14 protein-coding genes are annotated in these 12,275 nt (G+C 70.6%); 12 read left to right on the top strand and 2 right to left on the bottom strand.

Annotated features, from left to right (window positions below; all coding sequences use genetic code 11):
- Position 1: 1 nt before the first annotated feature.
- Positions 2–418 (top strand): nucleoside-diphosphate kinase, encoded by a 417-nt coding sequence (gene ndk, locus Q9R33_RS10025; protein ID WP_311293657.1) that lies wholly within the window; start codon positions 2–4, stop codon positions 416–418.
- 36 nt (positions 419–454) lie between these two features.
- Here the strand turns inward: ndk and Q9R33_RS10020 are convergent, their stop codons facing one another.
- Complete coding sequence (locus Q9R33_RS10020) at positions 455–1,078, bottom strand: vitamin K epoxide reductase family protein (protein WP_311293655.1); 624 nt, start codon at positions 1,076–1,078, stop codon at positions 455–457.
- A 344-nt stretch (positions 1,079–1,422) separates the two neighbouring features.
- On the opposite strand from Q9R33_RS10020, the gene Q9R33_RS10015 reads away from it, so the two are divergent.
- The gene (locus Q9R33_RS10015; RefSeq protein ID WP_311293654.1) at positions 1,423–3,846 is read left to right on the top strand and encodes an Rne/Rng family ribonuclease; all 2,424 of its coding nucleotides are present in this window, start codon (positions 1,423–1,425) and stop codon (positions 3,844–3,846) included.
- 102 nt (positions 3,847–3,948) lie between these two features.
- Entirely contained in the window at positions 3,949–5,043 is a 1,095-nt protein-coding gene (locus Q9R33_RS10010; protein WP_311293653.1) for a glycosyltransferase, read from the top strand.
- Position 5,044: 1 nt separating this feature from the next.
- On the opposite strand, the gene Q9R33_RS10005 is transcribed toward Q9R33_RS10010, so the two are convergent.
- Positions 5,045–5,311 (bottom strand): DUF4031 domain-containing protein, encoded by a 267-nt coding sequence (locus Q9R33_RS10005; RefSeq protein ID WP_310291060.1) that lies wholly within the window; start codon positions 5,309–5,311, stop codon positions 5,045–5,047.
- A 163-nt stretch (positions 5,312–5,474) separates the two neighbouring features.
- Here Q9R33_RS10005 and rplU point away from each other — a divergent pair, with 163 nt between their 5' ends.
- The 9 genes from rplU to rsfS all read left to right on the top strand — a co-directional run bounded on the left by rplU (position 5,475) and on the right by rsfS (position 12,251).
- Positions 5,475–5,783, top strand: coding sequence for a 50S ribosomal protein L21 (gene rplU, locus Q9R33_RS10000; protein WP_026059456.1), 309 nt, complete (start codon positions 5,475–5,477; stop codon positions 5,781–5,783).
- Between the two features lie 19 nt (positions 5,784–5,802).
- Positions 5,803–6,060 carry a 50S ribosomal protein L27 gene (gene rpmA / locus Q9R33_RS09995; protein ID WP_045302739.1) on the top strand — a complete coding sequence of 86 codons (258 nt, stop codon included), beginning with the start codon at positions 5,803–5,805 and terminating at the stop codon, positions 6,058–6,060.
- A 105-nt stretch (positions 6,061–6,165) separates the two neighbouring features.
- The gene (gene obgE, locus Q9R33_RS09990; protein ID WP_310246856.1) at positions 6,166–7,674 is read left to right on the top strand and encodes a GTPase ObgE; all 1,509 of its coding nucleotides are present in this window, start codon (positions 6,166–6,168) and stop codon (positions 7,672–7,674) included.
- Positions 7,671–8,513, top strand: coding sequence for a glutamate 5-kinase (proB, locus tag Q9R33_RS09985; RefSeq protein WP_056367438.1), 843 nt, complete (start codon positions 7,671–7,673; stop codon positions 8,511–8,513). The genes obgE and proB overlap by 4 nt, the downstream gene beginning before the upstream one ends.
- On the top strand, positions 8,510–9,769 hold the full coding sequence (locus Q9R33_RS09980) for a glutamate-5-semialdehyde dehydrogenase (protein ID WP_311293652.1): 1,260 nt from the start codon (positions 8,510–8,512) through the stop codon (positions 9,767–9,769). Before proB ends, Q9R33_RS09980 begins: the two co-directional genes overlap by 4 nt.
- 54 nt (positions 9,770–9,823) lie before the next feature.
- On the top strand, positions 9,824–10,048 hold the full coding sequence (locus Q9R33_RS09975) for a hypothetical protein (RefSeq protein ID WP_056367436.1): 225 nt from the start codon (positions 9,824–9,826) through the stop codon (positions 10,046–10,048).
- A 9-nt stretch (positions 10,049–10,057) separates the two neighbouring features.
- Positions 10,058–10,654 (top strand): nicotinate-nucleotide adenylyltransferase, encoded by a 597-nt coding sequence (gene nadD, locus Q9R33_RS09970; protein ID WP_045302733.1) that lies wholly within the window; start codon positions 10,058–10,060, stop codon positions 10,652–10,654.
- Complete coding sequence (locus tag Q9R33_RS09965; RefSeq protein ID WP_311293651.1) at positions 10,651–11,871, top strand: hypothetical protein; 1,221 nt, start codon at positions 10,651–10,653, stop codon at positions 11,869–11,871. Before nadD ends, Q9R33_RS09965 begins: the two co-directional genes overlap by 4 nt.
- Entirely contained in the window at positions 11,871–12,251 is a 381-nt protein-coding gene (rsfS, locus tag Q9R33_RS09960; protein WP_310246850.1) for a ribosome silencing factor, read from the top strand. Before Q9R33_RS09965 ends, rsfS begins: the two co-directional genes overlap by 1 nt.
- The last annotated feature ends 24 nt before the right edge of the window (positions 12,252–12,275 follow it).

Genomic DNA, 12,275 nt, shown 5'->3' with positions numbered 1-12,275 from the left:
CATGCCCATCGAAGAGACCCTCGTCCTCGTCAAGCCCGACGGCGTCGCTCGCGGCCTCACCGGCGCGATCCTCGCCCGCATCGAGGCGAAGGGGTACGCCCTCGTCGACATCCGCCTCGTCGAGCCCGACCGTGAGAGGCTCGAGCGCCACTACGCCGAGCACGAGGGCAAGCCGTTCTACGAGCCGCTGCTCGAGTTCATGATGTCGGGCCCGTCGGTCGCGATCCGGCTCGCCGGCAACCGCGTGATCGAGGGATTCCGCTCGCTCGCAGGCACGACCGATCCCACGACGGCCGCGCCCGGCACCGTCCGCGGCGACTTCGGCCGCGACTGGGGCCTGAAGGTGCAGCAGAACCTCGTGCACGGTTCCGACAGCCCTGAGTCCGCCGCGCGCGAGCTCGAGATCTGGTTCGGCTGATCGCTCAGTCGGCTGGCCCCGGACGCGCCTGCGGGGTCAGCCGAACAGCGTCTGCCAGATGTTGACGACGGCGTTCATTTCGAGCTGCGCCAGCAGCAGGATGATCGCGTAGCTCACGATCGCCGCCAGCGGGACCCACACCATCAGCCGGTCGGCGACGTCGCGGACCCGGTCGGATGCCGGAACGAGGCCGGCGCGGAGCATGTGGAGCGTCACCGCGTAGAACGTCGGGATCGTGACGGCCCAGGTCACCATGCACCACGGGCACAGCGTGTGCAGATTGGGCGCGTAGATGCTCTGGCTGATGAGCCAGATCACGAACCCGAACGCGAAGGCGATCCCGCCCCAGAAGCACCACCAGAACCACCGCGCGAAGCGGGCCCGCGCGAGGATCGCCATGCCGACGACGATCGGGGCCACCCAGCCGGTGAGTCCGAGGACCGGATTCGGGAACCCGAACGCGCTGCCCTGCCACGACTCGAGGTTGGCGCTGCACTGCACCAGCACACTCAGGTCGCACGACGCGATCGCGTCGGGGTTCGCGAGCTTCTCGAACTTCTCCAACGTCAGCGAGAACGCCGCCCACCAGCCGATCACACCCGCGATGACGAGCCATACGGCGAGTCCGGTCGGACGGGTGTGGGTCTGCTGCTCGGGCATGCCTCGGATTATGGCATCGAGTTCTGCACGGATGCCGCACCCCCGCGCCGTGGCAAAACGCCGATCTGCGGCGTGGGGAAGGCGCGGTCGTCGGGCGAATGGGCATTCTGGCGGTGTAAGTGCGATAATGGGGGGCGATGACTCACGGCCGCGCCGTGACGATCATCACCAGAAGACTTCAGGGCGACGAATGCCCTTGGCAGCGCGAGCATCCGCTTAGCGCCGGACGACCGCTGCAGACCGAGTGAGTTCGCGGCACCGCCCCGTCCAGAGGGGCATGGGCGGCGCTGCACGAGATTTCGCCGGGCGACGCGCGGTGTCGCCCCGCTAGGAGTACGCCAGTGATGGCCGATGGAACAGATGCAGAATTCACCTCTCAGACCGAACCGGACGCGCCGCTGACCACAGCGGGCGACGAGGCGACACCCGCGGCAGACGCGGACTCGCCGGTCGAGGAGCCGCAGGAGACCGTCGAGGTCTCCGCGGAGTCCGAGGAGAGCCCGGCGGAGGCGACCGAGGTGGCGCCCGAGCCCGCGGTCGACGCCGAGCCCGCGGCTGAGCCCGCGGCCGAGGCGGCGCCTGAGCACGAGGGCGAGCCCGCGGCCGAGGCTGAGGCCGACGCCGAGGCACCGGCCGACGGCGATCCCGAAGCCGCGTCCGCCCCCGAGGCGTCCGCCGAGGCCGACGTTCCTGCCGAGCCGGAGGCGCCCGCCGAGCCCGAAGCCGTGACCGCGGTGACCCTGGGGCTTCTCCCCGAGGTCTTCGTGTCCGCCGTGTCGACGCAGCTCATGTTCTATGCGCCCGAGATCGCGCCGCTTCCGGCGCGTCCGGGCCGTCAGCAGCCCGAGCCGGAGCCCGAGGCCGCAGCGTCGTCGAGCACCTCGCGCCGCCGCAGCCGTCGTCGCGGGGAGGGCCGGGACGAGGCATCCGCGCCCGCCGAGCCGTCGCAGCCGCGTCAGCGCGCCGTCGAGCTCATCACCGAGCCGCAGCGCATCAAGGGCTCGACGCGTCTCGAGGCCAAGAAGCAGCGCCGCCGTGACGGCCGCGAGGCAGGTCGCCGTCGTGCGGTCGTGACCGAGGCGGAGTTCCTCGCCCGTCGTGAGGCCGTCGACCGCGACATGATCGTGCGCTCGCGCAACGGTCGCATCCAGATCGCCGTGCTTGAAGACAACGTGCTGGTCGAGCACTACGTCGCGCGCAACCAGGACGCGTCGCTGATCGGCAACGTGTACCTCGGCCGCGTGCAGAACGTCCTGCCCAGCATGGAAGCGGCGTTCGTCGACATCGGGCGCGGCCGCAACGCCGTGCTGTACTCGGGCGAAGTCGACTGGGATGCCGTCGAGACCGGCAACCAGCCGCGCCGCATCGAACTCGCGCTCAAGACCGGCGACCGTGTGCTGGTGCAGGTCACGAAAGACCCCGTCGGGCACAAGGGCGCGCGTCTGACCAGCCAGATCTCGCTTCCGGGCCGCTACCTCGTGTACGTGCCGGGCGGCAACATGAACGGCATCTCGCGCAAGCTGCCCGACACCGAGCGCGCGCGCCTCAAGAAGATCCTCAAGGAGGTGCTCCCCGAGTCGTCGGGCGTGATCGTGCGCACCGCCGCGGAGGGCGCCACGGAGGACCAGCTGACGCGCGATGTGCAGCGCCTCACCAACCAGTGGGAGCACATCTCGAAGCAGATCGAGACGATCCAGGCGCCGGCGCTGCTGCACTCGGAGCCCGACCTCCTCGTCAAGATCGTCCGCGACGTCTTCAACGAGGACTTCTCGAAGATGCTCATCCAGGGCGAGGACGCGCACCACACCATCTCGAAGTACCTCGAGTCCGTGGCGCCCGACCTCCTCGAGCGCGTCGAGCGGTACGAGGGCGAGCACGACCCGTTCGACGTGTTCCGCGTCACCGAGCAGATCGAGAAGGCGCTCGACCGCAAGGTGTGGCTGCCCTCCGGCGGCTCGCTGGTCATCGACCGCACCGAGGCGATGACCGTCGTCGACGTCAACACCGGCAAGTTCGTCGGCTCGGGCGGAAACCTCGAAGAGACGGTCACGAAGAACAACCTCGAGGCCGCGGAGGAGATCGTCCGCCAGCTGCGCCTGCGCGACATCGGCGGGATCATCGTCGTCGACTTCATCGACATGGTGCTCGAGTCCAACCGTGATCTCGTGCTGCGCCGTCTCGTCGAGTGCCTGAGCCGCGACCGGACGAAGCACCAGGTCGCCGAGGTCACCTCGCTCGGTCTCGTGCAGATGACGCGCAAGAAGCTCGGACTGGGTCTCCTGGAGACGTTCAGCGAGGCGTGCGAGGTCTGCGCCGGGCGCGGCCTGATCGTGCACCACGACCCCGTCGTCAAGCATCGCGTGCCCGCCGCGAGCGGTGCGCCGTCGTCCGGCCGTCGCCCGCGGGGCGGCGCGCCGGCGCCCACGACCGGCGGCGGCTCGAACGGCACGCACGTGATCACGGAGGGCGTGAAGTCGGCGCTCGCACAGATCGCGGCATCCACGATCCACCACAGCGAGGAGGCTCCGCACGTCGAGGCGGCCCCCGTCGTCGAGCAGGCTCCGGCCGAGCGCCCGAAGAAGCCGCGCAAGAAGCGTCAGGATTCCGGCGCGAAGAAGGAGAACCGCACCGAGAAGGACCTCCTCCTCGACTCGGTGCTGAACGCCCTTCCCGAGCCCAAGGCTCCGGGGCAGGGACGCGCGCGTCGTCGCGTGACGACCGCGGCACTCACGGGCACCCCGGTTCCCCACACGCCGTCAGAGGACTGAGCATCTCGCGCCGTCCCGGCCCCAGGCCGGGACGGCGCCCCTCTGTCGGCCCTCACGCCCCCTCGATAGGGTGAGTCCCGGGAACTGGGGATCGGGGGCGCGATGGCGCGCTACGTGTTCGTGACGTGGGACGGCGGCGGCAACCGCATGCCCACCATCACCATCGCGCGTGCGCTCGTGAGGCGTGGGCACGATGTCCGCGTCCTCGGCCACGACTCCCAGGCGAGCGCCTACCGCGCCGCCGGTCTGCCCTTCACGGCGTTCGCGAGCGCACCCGGCTTCGTGCTCGATCCACGCCCCGCGGGCATGCTCCGGCTGTTCACCGACCACGGCCTCGCCGATGACACGGTCGCGCAGCTGGCCGCCTTCCCGGCCGATGTCGTGGTCGTCGACTGCATGCTGCTCGCCGTCCTCGACGTCCTGGACCGGATGGACCAGCGCTTCGCCGTGCTCGAGCACACGATGCACGACTTCCTTGCGTCGGGATCGCGGGTGCTCGGCGCCATGGTCTGGCCATGCGGGGTCCGCGTGGCGACACCCCGCCGGCACGCGATGCCCATCGTCGTGGCATCCGTCCCGGGTCTCGACATCCCGTTCCCCTCCCAGCGCGAGCTCGCTGCGACGCCGGGCGCGGTCGTGTACGCGGGAGCGATGACGCGCGCCGTCGCCGCACAGCCCGCCGCGCCGACGGTCGTGCTGAGCCTCAGCACCTTCCGGTTCTCCGAGCTCGTCGCGACCTGGCAGCGGCTGCTCGACGCCGTCGACGGCCTCGACCTGCGGGTGATCGCCACCCTCGGCCCGGCGGTCACGTTAGGGGAGGTGCGGGTGCCCCGCGGCATCGAAGTGCACGAATGGATGCCGCACGACGAGCTCTTCCCGGAGGCCTCCCTCGTGGTGGGTCACGGCGGACACGGCACCACTCTGGCCGCGTTGGCCCATGGCCTGCCGGTGCTCACGCTGCCCCTGGAGCCGACCTCCGACCAGCCGCGTATCGGCCGTGCCGTGGCCCGCGCGGGTGTGGGAGCGACGATGTCGCGGCGGACGGAGCCCGCCACGATCCGGCGCGCGATCCGGCGGACGCTGGCCGATGGTCCCACCCGCGTGCGCGCGCAGCGGCTGGGCGACGCGATCCGTGCCATGGACGGCCCCGGCCGCGCGGCAGACGTCCTGGAGCTGTCGGCGGCGGCGGCCCGGTGAGTCAGCGGCGGTCGCGCCCCCGCACACGAAGACCGGATGCGATGAGGCGCCGCACCAGCTCGTGACCGCTGACGTGCAGCGCGCCGGCCGCCACCAGACGCGCGTGCGCCTCTTCGGGCACGTCGTAGTGGTCGAGGTCGAAGCCGCGCGCAGGGATGCCGTTCGCGGCGGCGAACGCGTGAAGCTCCGCGAGGTCGGTGTCGGTCACCAGATGCGCCCACAGACGACCGTGCGCCGGCCACAGAGGATCGTCGATGAGGATCGCCACGTCCAGATCCTACGCACCTGATCCCGCGACACGGCCCGGCGCGCTTTCGCGGAGTGTTCCGGCATCTGATAAAGTAGACCCTTGGTGCGTCGAGATATCCGCACCAAGTCTTCGTTGACGTCCCCGAGTGCGTGCGCGCGCTCCCAGAAGAAACAGGTGTGAAGTGGTTTACGCAGTTGTGCGCGCCGGCGGCCGGCAGGAGAAGGTCGAGGTCGGCACGATCGTCGTTCTCGACCGTCAGGCCGCGAAGATCGGCGACAAGATCGAGCTCCCCGCGGTGCTCTTCGTCGACGGTGACACGGTCACGACCGACGCCGACAAGCTCGCGAAGGTCACCGTGACCGCCGAGGTGCTCGGCGAGGAGCGCGGCCCCAAGATCGTGATCCAGAAGTTCAAGAACAAGACCGGCTACAAGAAGCGCCAGGGGCACCGTCAGGACCTCACGCGCGTCAAGGTCACCGGCATCAAGTAAAGCCACAGGAGACGCAGAGATGGCACACAAAAAGGGCGCAAGCTCCACCCGTAACGGTCGTGACTCCAACGCTCAGCGCCTCGGCGTGAAGCGCTTCGGTGGCCAGGCCGTGAACGCCGGCGAGATCCTCGTTCGCCAGCGCGGCACGCACTTCCACCCCGGCGCCAACGTCGGCCGCGGTGGCGACGACACGCTGTTCGCACTGGCCGCGGGCTCGGTCGAGTTCGGCCAGAAGGGCGGCCGCAAGGTCGTCAACATCGTGGCGGTCGCGGAGTAATCCAGCGAGTCTCACAGACTTCCGGAAGGGGCGGGCTTCGGCTCGCCCCTTCCCTTTATCCCTTTCCCGGACCACCGGGAAGCATCAAGACCTCAGGGGGACCGCATGGTCACGTTCGTCGATCGGGTGACGCTTCACCTGCGTGCCGGCAAGGGCGGCAACGGCTGCGTGTCGGTCAAGCGTGAGAAGTTCAAGCCGCTCGCCGGACCCGATGGCGGCAACGGCGGCCACGGCGGCGACGTCGTCCTCGTCGCCGACCCGCAGGTCACGACGCTGCTGTCCTACCACCACTCGCCGCACCGCTCCAGCGGCAACGGCGGCTTCGGCATGGGCGACCACCGATCAGGTGCCGCGGGCGAGCCGCTCGAGCTGCCCGTGCCCGTCGGCACCGTCGTGAAGGACACCTCCGGCGACGTGATCGTCGACATGATCGAGCCGGGCATGCGCTTCGTCGCCGCCCCCGGTGGTCTCGGCGGGCTCGGCAACGCCGCGCTCGCCAACCCCAAGCGCAAGGCGCCGGGCTTCGCACTGCTCGGCACCCCCGGCTGGGAGGGCGATGTCCTCCTCGAACTGAAGACCGTCGCCGACGTGGCGCTCGTCGGCTTCCCCTCGGCGGGCAAGTCGAGCCTCATCGCCGCGATCTCCGCCGCACGGCCCAAGATCGCCGAGTACCCGTTCACCACGCTCCACCCGAACCTCGGGGTCGTTCAGGCGGGGGAGCAGCGCTTCACCGTCGCCGACGTGCCGGGGCTCATCGAGGGCGCGAGTGAGGGCAAGGGCCTGGGGCTGGAGTTCCTCCGCCACGTCGAGCGGTGCACGGCGCTCGTCCACGTCCTCGACTGCGCGACGCTCGAGCCCGGCCGTGACCCGCTCAGTGACCTCGACGTCATCCTCGCCGAGCTCGCCGCCTACCCTGTTCCCGACGGGCAGCTGCCGCTGCTCGAGCGCCCGCAGCTGGTGGCGCTCAACAAGGTCGACGTCCCCGAGGCGAAGGATCTCGCCGACCTCGTCCGCCCCGACCTGGAGGCCCGCGGGTTCCGCGTGTTCGAGATCTCGACCGTGAGCCACGAAGGACTGCGTCAGCTCACCTTCGCACTCGGCGACATCGTCGCGAAGCACCGCGCCGAGCAGGCGGCGGCTCCTGCGCCCGAGCGCATCGTCATCCGGCCGAAGGGCTCGGAGAAGGAGTTCTCGGTCCGCGTCGAAGGCGGCACGTACGGGAACATCTACCGCATCCTCGGCGACAAGCCGCTCAAGTGGGTGCAGCAGACCGACTTCCAGAACGAGGAGGCCGTCGGCTACCTGGGAGACCGCCTCGAGAAGCTGGGCGTCGAAGTCGAGCTGTTCCGCGCCGGCGCGACCCCGGGCGCCACCGTCGTGATCGGCGAGGGCGATGGCATCGTCTTCGATTGGGAGCCCTCGATCTCGTCGAACGCGGAGCTGATGACCGCCCCGCGCGGCACCGACCCGCGTCTGCTGCGCGACACCCGTCGCACCACCTCGGAGCGCCGCGAGCGCTACCACGACATGATGGACGCCAAGGCCGACGCGCGCGCCGAGCTCGAGGCCGAGCGGATCGCCGAGCGCTACCGCGACCGGGAGGACGAGGAGTGAGCACGCGGGAGCGCAGCGACCTCCCGCTCGCCCGACGGGTCGTCGTCAAGGTCGGATCCTCGTCGATCAGCGGCGACAACGCCCACAAGATCAAGCCGATCGTCGACGCCCTCGCAGCCGCCCACGGGCGCGGCACCGAGGTCGTGCTCGTCTCATCGGGCGCCATCGCGACAGGGATGCCGTATCTGCTCCTCGACGAGCGTCCGAGCGACCTCGCCACCCAGCAGGCGGCGGCCGCGGTGGGCCAGAACGTGCTCATCTACCGGTACCAGGAGTCGCTCCGGCCCTTCCGCATCGTCGCCGGTCAGGTGCTGCTCACCGCGGGCGACCTCGAGAACGCGACTCACCGCTCCAACGCGCGCCGCGCCATGGAACGGCTCCTGGGCCTGCGCATCCTCCCGATCGTCAACGAGAACGACACCGTCGCCACGCACGAGATCCGCTTCGGCGACAACGACCGGCTCGCCGCTATGGTCGCCCAGCTGATCGGCGCCGACGCCCTGGTGCTGTTGAGCGACATCGAATGCCTCTACACGCGTCCGCCCGACGAGCCCGGAGCGCGGCCGATCCCGCGCGTCACGTACGGCGACGACCTGCACGGCTTCGAGTTCGGCTCGGTCGTCGTCAACAGCGTCGGCACCGGGGGAGCAGCGACCAAGGTGTCCGCAGCACGGCTGGCCGCAGCATCCGGGATCGGCGTCCTCGTCACGAGCGCGGACCTCGTCGGCGAGGCGCTGTCGGGCAACGAGATCGGCACGTGGTTCCAGCCCAACCCCGAGCCCACAGCGCCCGCCGCGACCGGTCCTGTGCGCACGGCGGTCGATACACTGGGCGGATGACCACCACCGCCACGACGGCACGCGAACGGATGCTGCTCGCCAAGGACGCCGCACGCAGCATCGGCCTCCTCGGCGACGAAGCGAAGCGCGATGCGCTCCTCGCGATCGCCGACGCGATCGAGGCTGCGGCGGCGGAGATCGTGGCGGCGAATGCGGATGACCTCCGGCGTGGAGCTGAGACCGGGCTGTCGACGGCCCTGCAGGATCGACTGCGGCTCGATGAGCCGCGCGTCGCGTCCCTCGCCGCGGCGGTGCGCGAGATCGCCGCGCTTCCCGACCCGGTGGGCAGGGTCCTCGACGAGCGCACCCTGGCGAACGGCGTCTCGCTCACCAAGATCGCCGTCCCCTTCGGCGTGGTGGGCTCGATCTACGAGGCGCGACCCAACGTCACTGTCGACATCGCGGCCCTCGCCCTGCGGTCCGGCAACGCGGTCGTGCTCCGGGGCGGCACGGCGGCCGAGCACACGAACGCGGCGCTGGTGCGCGCGATGCGCGGCGCACTGGCAGATCGAGGGATCGACCCCGAGGCCATCCAGACGGTGGACGAGTTCGGCCGCGAGGGAGCGCGCGAGCTGATGCACGCCCGTGGCGTCGTCGACGTCCTCGTGCCGCGCGGCAGCGCGCAGCTGATCGAGACGGTCGTGACCGAGTCGTCGGTCCCGGTCATCGAGACCGGCGCGGGCGTCGTGCACATCGTCCTCGACGAGACGGCGCCGCTCGACTGGGCGCGGGACATCGTGGTGAACGCCAAGACGCAGCGGCCGAGCGTGTGCAACGCGGTCGAGACCGTGCTCGTGCATCGCGGCGCCGCCGACCGCCTCGTCGGCCCCGTCGTCGAGGCCCTGCAGCAGAGCGGCGTCACCGTCCACGGCGACGAGACCGTCGAGCGCCTGGCTGCGGGCGTCACACCCGCGACCGACGAGGACTGGGCGACCGAGTACCTGAGCCTCGATCTGGCGATGCGTGTCGTGGACGACCTCGACGACGCGCTGGCGCACATCCGCCGGTACTCGACCCACCACACGGAGTCGATCGTGACGCAGGATGCCGCCAACGAGGCGCGCTTCCTCGCCGAGGTCGACTCAGCCGTGGTGATGGCCAACACCTCGACCCGGTTCACCGACGGCGGCGAGTTCGGCTTCGGCGCCGAGGTCGGCATCTCGACGCAGAAACTGCACGCGCGCGGCCCCATGGGCCTCGCCGAACTCACGAGCTCGAAGTGGCTCGCGCGGGGTGCCGGGCAGGTCCGCGCATAACGGAATAGACTTGTCCCGTCCCGCGCCCCAGAGGCGAATCCGAACGGAGCCCGAATGACACTCGCCACGATCATCGCCTTTGCCGCCGAAGAGTCGGAGCACCACGGCAACGTCGCCCTCGAGACCGTCGGGTACGGCATCACCGCGATCGTGGTCTTCGCCGCGCTGGCGATCGTGACGCTGTCGTACCGCAACGTGGCGAACCGCCACGCGCACAAGGCCGAGGCGTACGCCAAGGCCCACGCGAACGACGTCCAGCGAGCGGGGCACGGCCACTGAGGCTGCTGTATGTCCTTGGCGACAGCCCCGCGGATCGGGGTCATGGGCGGCACCTTCGACCCCATCCATCATGGGCACCTGGTCGCCGCCAGTGAAGTGGCGCAGTGGTTCGACCTCGACGAGGTCGTCTTCGTGCCGACAGGCGAACCCTGGCAGAAGGCTGACGTCTCGCCGAGCGAGCATCGCTATCTGATGACCGTCATCGCCACGGCATCCAACCCCCGATTCACGGTCAGCCGCGTCGACATCGACCGCGACGGCCCCACCTACACCATCGACACGCTCCGCGATCTCAAGGCCCAGCGGCCGGACGCGGAGCTGTTCTTCATCACCGGGGCCGACGCCATAGCGCAAATTCTCAGTTGGAGGGACCATGATGAGTTGTGGGACCTCGCCCACTTCGTCGCGGTGTCCAGGCCTGGACACGTACTGAACACGGATGGCCTGCCCAGCGACGACGTCAGCCAGCTCGAGATCCCCGCCCTCGCGATCTCATCGACGGACTGCCGCGATCGAGTTCAGCGAGGACACCCGGTGTGGTACCTCGTACCCGACGGGGTCGTCCAATACATTGCGAAGCACCATCTCTACCGGAGCAAGGAATGAGTACACCCGAGCACCCGGCGACGCCAGCCCTCACGCGTAAGCAGATCCGCGAACTGCGCAACACGGGGTCCACCCCCGTGATCACGGCGATCCCCGCCGACGACGAGGCCATCGAGACCCAGGCCGCGCCCGTCGTGGCGCCCCCCGTCGACGCCGCGCTGTCGACCCCGCCTCCCGCGACCGTCGCCGTCGCGCCGTTCCCGCGCCCGTCCGAGCCGGCCGCCGTGGCGCCGGCGCCCGTTCCGGACTCCGCCGTGGACCTGGGCGTGTCTCCGCTCACCCGCCGCCAGGCGCGACAGCAGGAGCGCATCCGCACCGCTTCGGTGCCCGTGATCACGCCGGAGGTCGTCGCCGCCCACGCGGCCGCCAGCGGCGGCGCCGCCCCGACATTCGCGTTCCCCGTCGCCCCGCCGCCCGTGGCCCCCTTCGACGAGCCCGCGCCGTCGATGTTCACCCCTGCCACCGACGCGTCCTCGGTATCGACCGACAGCGGCATGCACACGCTGTTCGGCATCCCTCGCGAGGCGGACTCCGCGCCGGCCCCCGCACCGGTCTGGCAGCGGGCCGCGCCCGTCGCCCCCGTTCCGGTTCCCGGCTTCGCCGAACAGTCCCCGGCGCCCGAGGTCGAGGACCGCCCGTTCGACAGCGTGTTCGGCGCCTCCGACGATGACGAGGCCGAGGCCGAGGCCGAAGCGGCCCCTGCCGCGCCGAAGGCCGTCAGCCCGCTCCTCGGCGCCAGCCTGCTCGACGATGCGCCCGCCGCCGGGCAGCCCGCGGCCGTCGAGTTCCCGCCGTCGTTCGACCAGCTGCTCACGCGCACGACCGGTGCCATCGCGATCCCCAACGCGCTGATCGTGTCGCAGGCGCCGGAGGTGGGGCCCCTCGTGGCGCCCGTCACCGCCACCGGCGAGGTCATCGTCACCGGCACCTTCAACCTGCCCGAGGGACTCGGCTCGACCGGGCACGCGAAGGGCACCGCCGACGGCAAGGAGATCGACGCCACGCTGGTCGACGGCGAGCTGCCGTCGCACTCGTCGCCGACGCCGATCGCCGCAAGCGCCGCCGTGAGCACCGCGAAGGCGCCCGGCGACGTCATCAAGCCCCCGGTGCCCGAGAAGGGCGGCAAGCTCATGATGTCGCTCGCGATCACCGCGGGCGTGCTGGCCCTCGCCCTCGTCGGCGTTCTGATCCTCGCCTTCGTGACAGGAGTGTTCTGATGGTGGCGAACGTGCAGTCGCACGACATGCTCCAGATCGCCGCGGCCGCGGCCGACGCCAAGGGCGGCGAGGATCTCGTCGCGCTCGACGTGTCCGAGCCCCTTCCGCTCGTCGACATCTTCCTGCTCGTCACCGGGCGCAGCGAACGCAATGTCGCGGCGATCGCCGACGAGATCGAGGACAAGCTGCTCGAAGCCGGCCACAAGCGGCTGCGCCGCGAGGGCCGCGACGAGTCGCGGTGGATCCTCATCGACTTCGGCGACCTGGTGGTGCACGTGTTCCACGAGCAGGAGCGCGTCTACTACGGCCTCGAGCGGCTGTGGAAGGACTGCCCCGTCGTGCCCATCACCCTGCCGGCTCGGGCCACCGTCGAGGAGTGACGCTGGTACGGAGCACCCCTCAGA

The organism is Microbacterium sp. PRC9 (genome assembly GCF_031844125.1).
Taxonomy (GTDB): domain Bacteria; phylum Actinomycetota; class Actinomycetes; order Actinomycetales; family Microbacteriaceae; genus Microbacterium.
The sequence above is the reverse complement of the archived record's forward strand: the minus strand, read 5'-3'. Positions and strand labels throughout refer to the sequence as shown.

What these genes read in the sequence shown, in the direction of transcription:
- Q9R33_RS10020 (WP_311293655.1), bottom strand. Translation starts at nt 1,078, where the DNA reads ATGCCCGAGCAGCAGACCCACACCCGTCCGACCGGACTCGCCGTATGG.
- Q9R33_RS09965 (WP_311293651.1), top strand. Translation starts at nt 10,651, where the DNA reads ATGAGTACACCCGAGCACCCGGCGACGCCAGCCCTCACGCGTAAGCAG.
- nadD (WP_045302733.1), top strand. Translation starts at nt 10,058, where the DNA reads ATGTCCTTGGCGACAGCCCCGCGGATCGGGGTCATGGGCGGCACCTTC.
- rsfS (WP_310246850.1), top strand. Translation starts at nt 11,871, where the DNA reads ATGGTGGCGAACGTGCAGTCGCACGACATGCTCCAGATCGCCGCGGCC.
- ndk (WP_311293657.1), top strand. Translation starts at nt 2, where the DNA reads ATGCCCATCGAAGAGACCCTCGTCCTCGTCAAGCCCGACGGCGTCGCT.
- Q9R33_RS09975 (WP_056367436.1), top strand. Translation starts at nt 9,824, where the DNA reads ATGACACTCGCCACGATCATCGCCTTTGCCGCCGAAGAGTCGGAGCAC.
- Q9R33_RS10015 (WP_311293654.1), top strand. Translation starts at nt 1,423, where the DNA reads ATGGCCGATGGAACAGATGCAGAATTCACCTCTCAGACCGAACCGGAC.
- Q9R33_RS09980 (WP_311293652.1), top strand. Translation starts at nt 8,510, where the DNA reads ATGACCACCACCGCCACGACGGCACGCGAACGGATGCTGCTCGCCAAG.
- rpmA (WP_045302739.1), top strand. Translation starts at nt 5,803, where the DNA reads ATGGCACACAAAAAGGGCGCAAGCTCCACCCGTAACGGTCGTGACTCC.
- Q9R33_RS10010 (WP_311293653.1), top strand. Translation starts at nt 3,949, where the DNA reads ATGGCGCGCTACGTGTTCGTGACGTGGGACGGCGGCGGCAACCGCATG.
- obgE (WP_310246856.1), top strand. Translation starts at nt 6,166, where the DNA reads ATGGTCACGTTCGTCGATCGGGTGACGCTTCACCTGCGTGCCGGCAAG.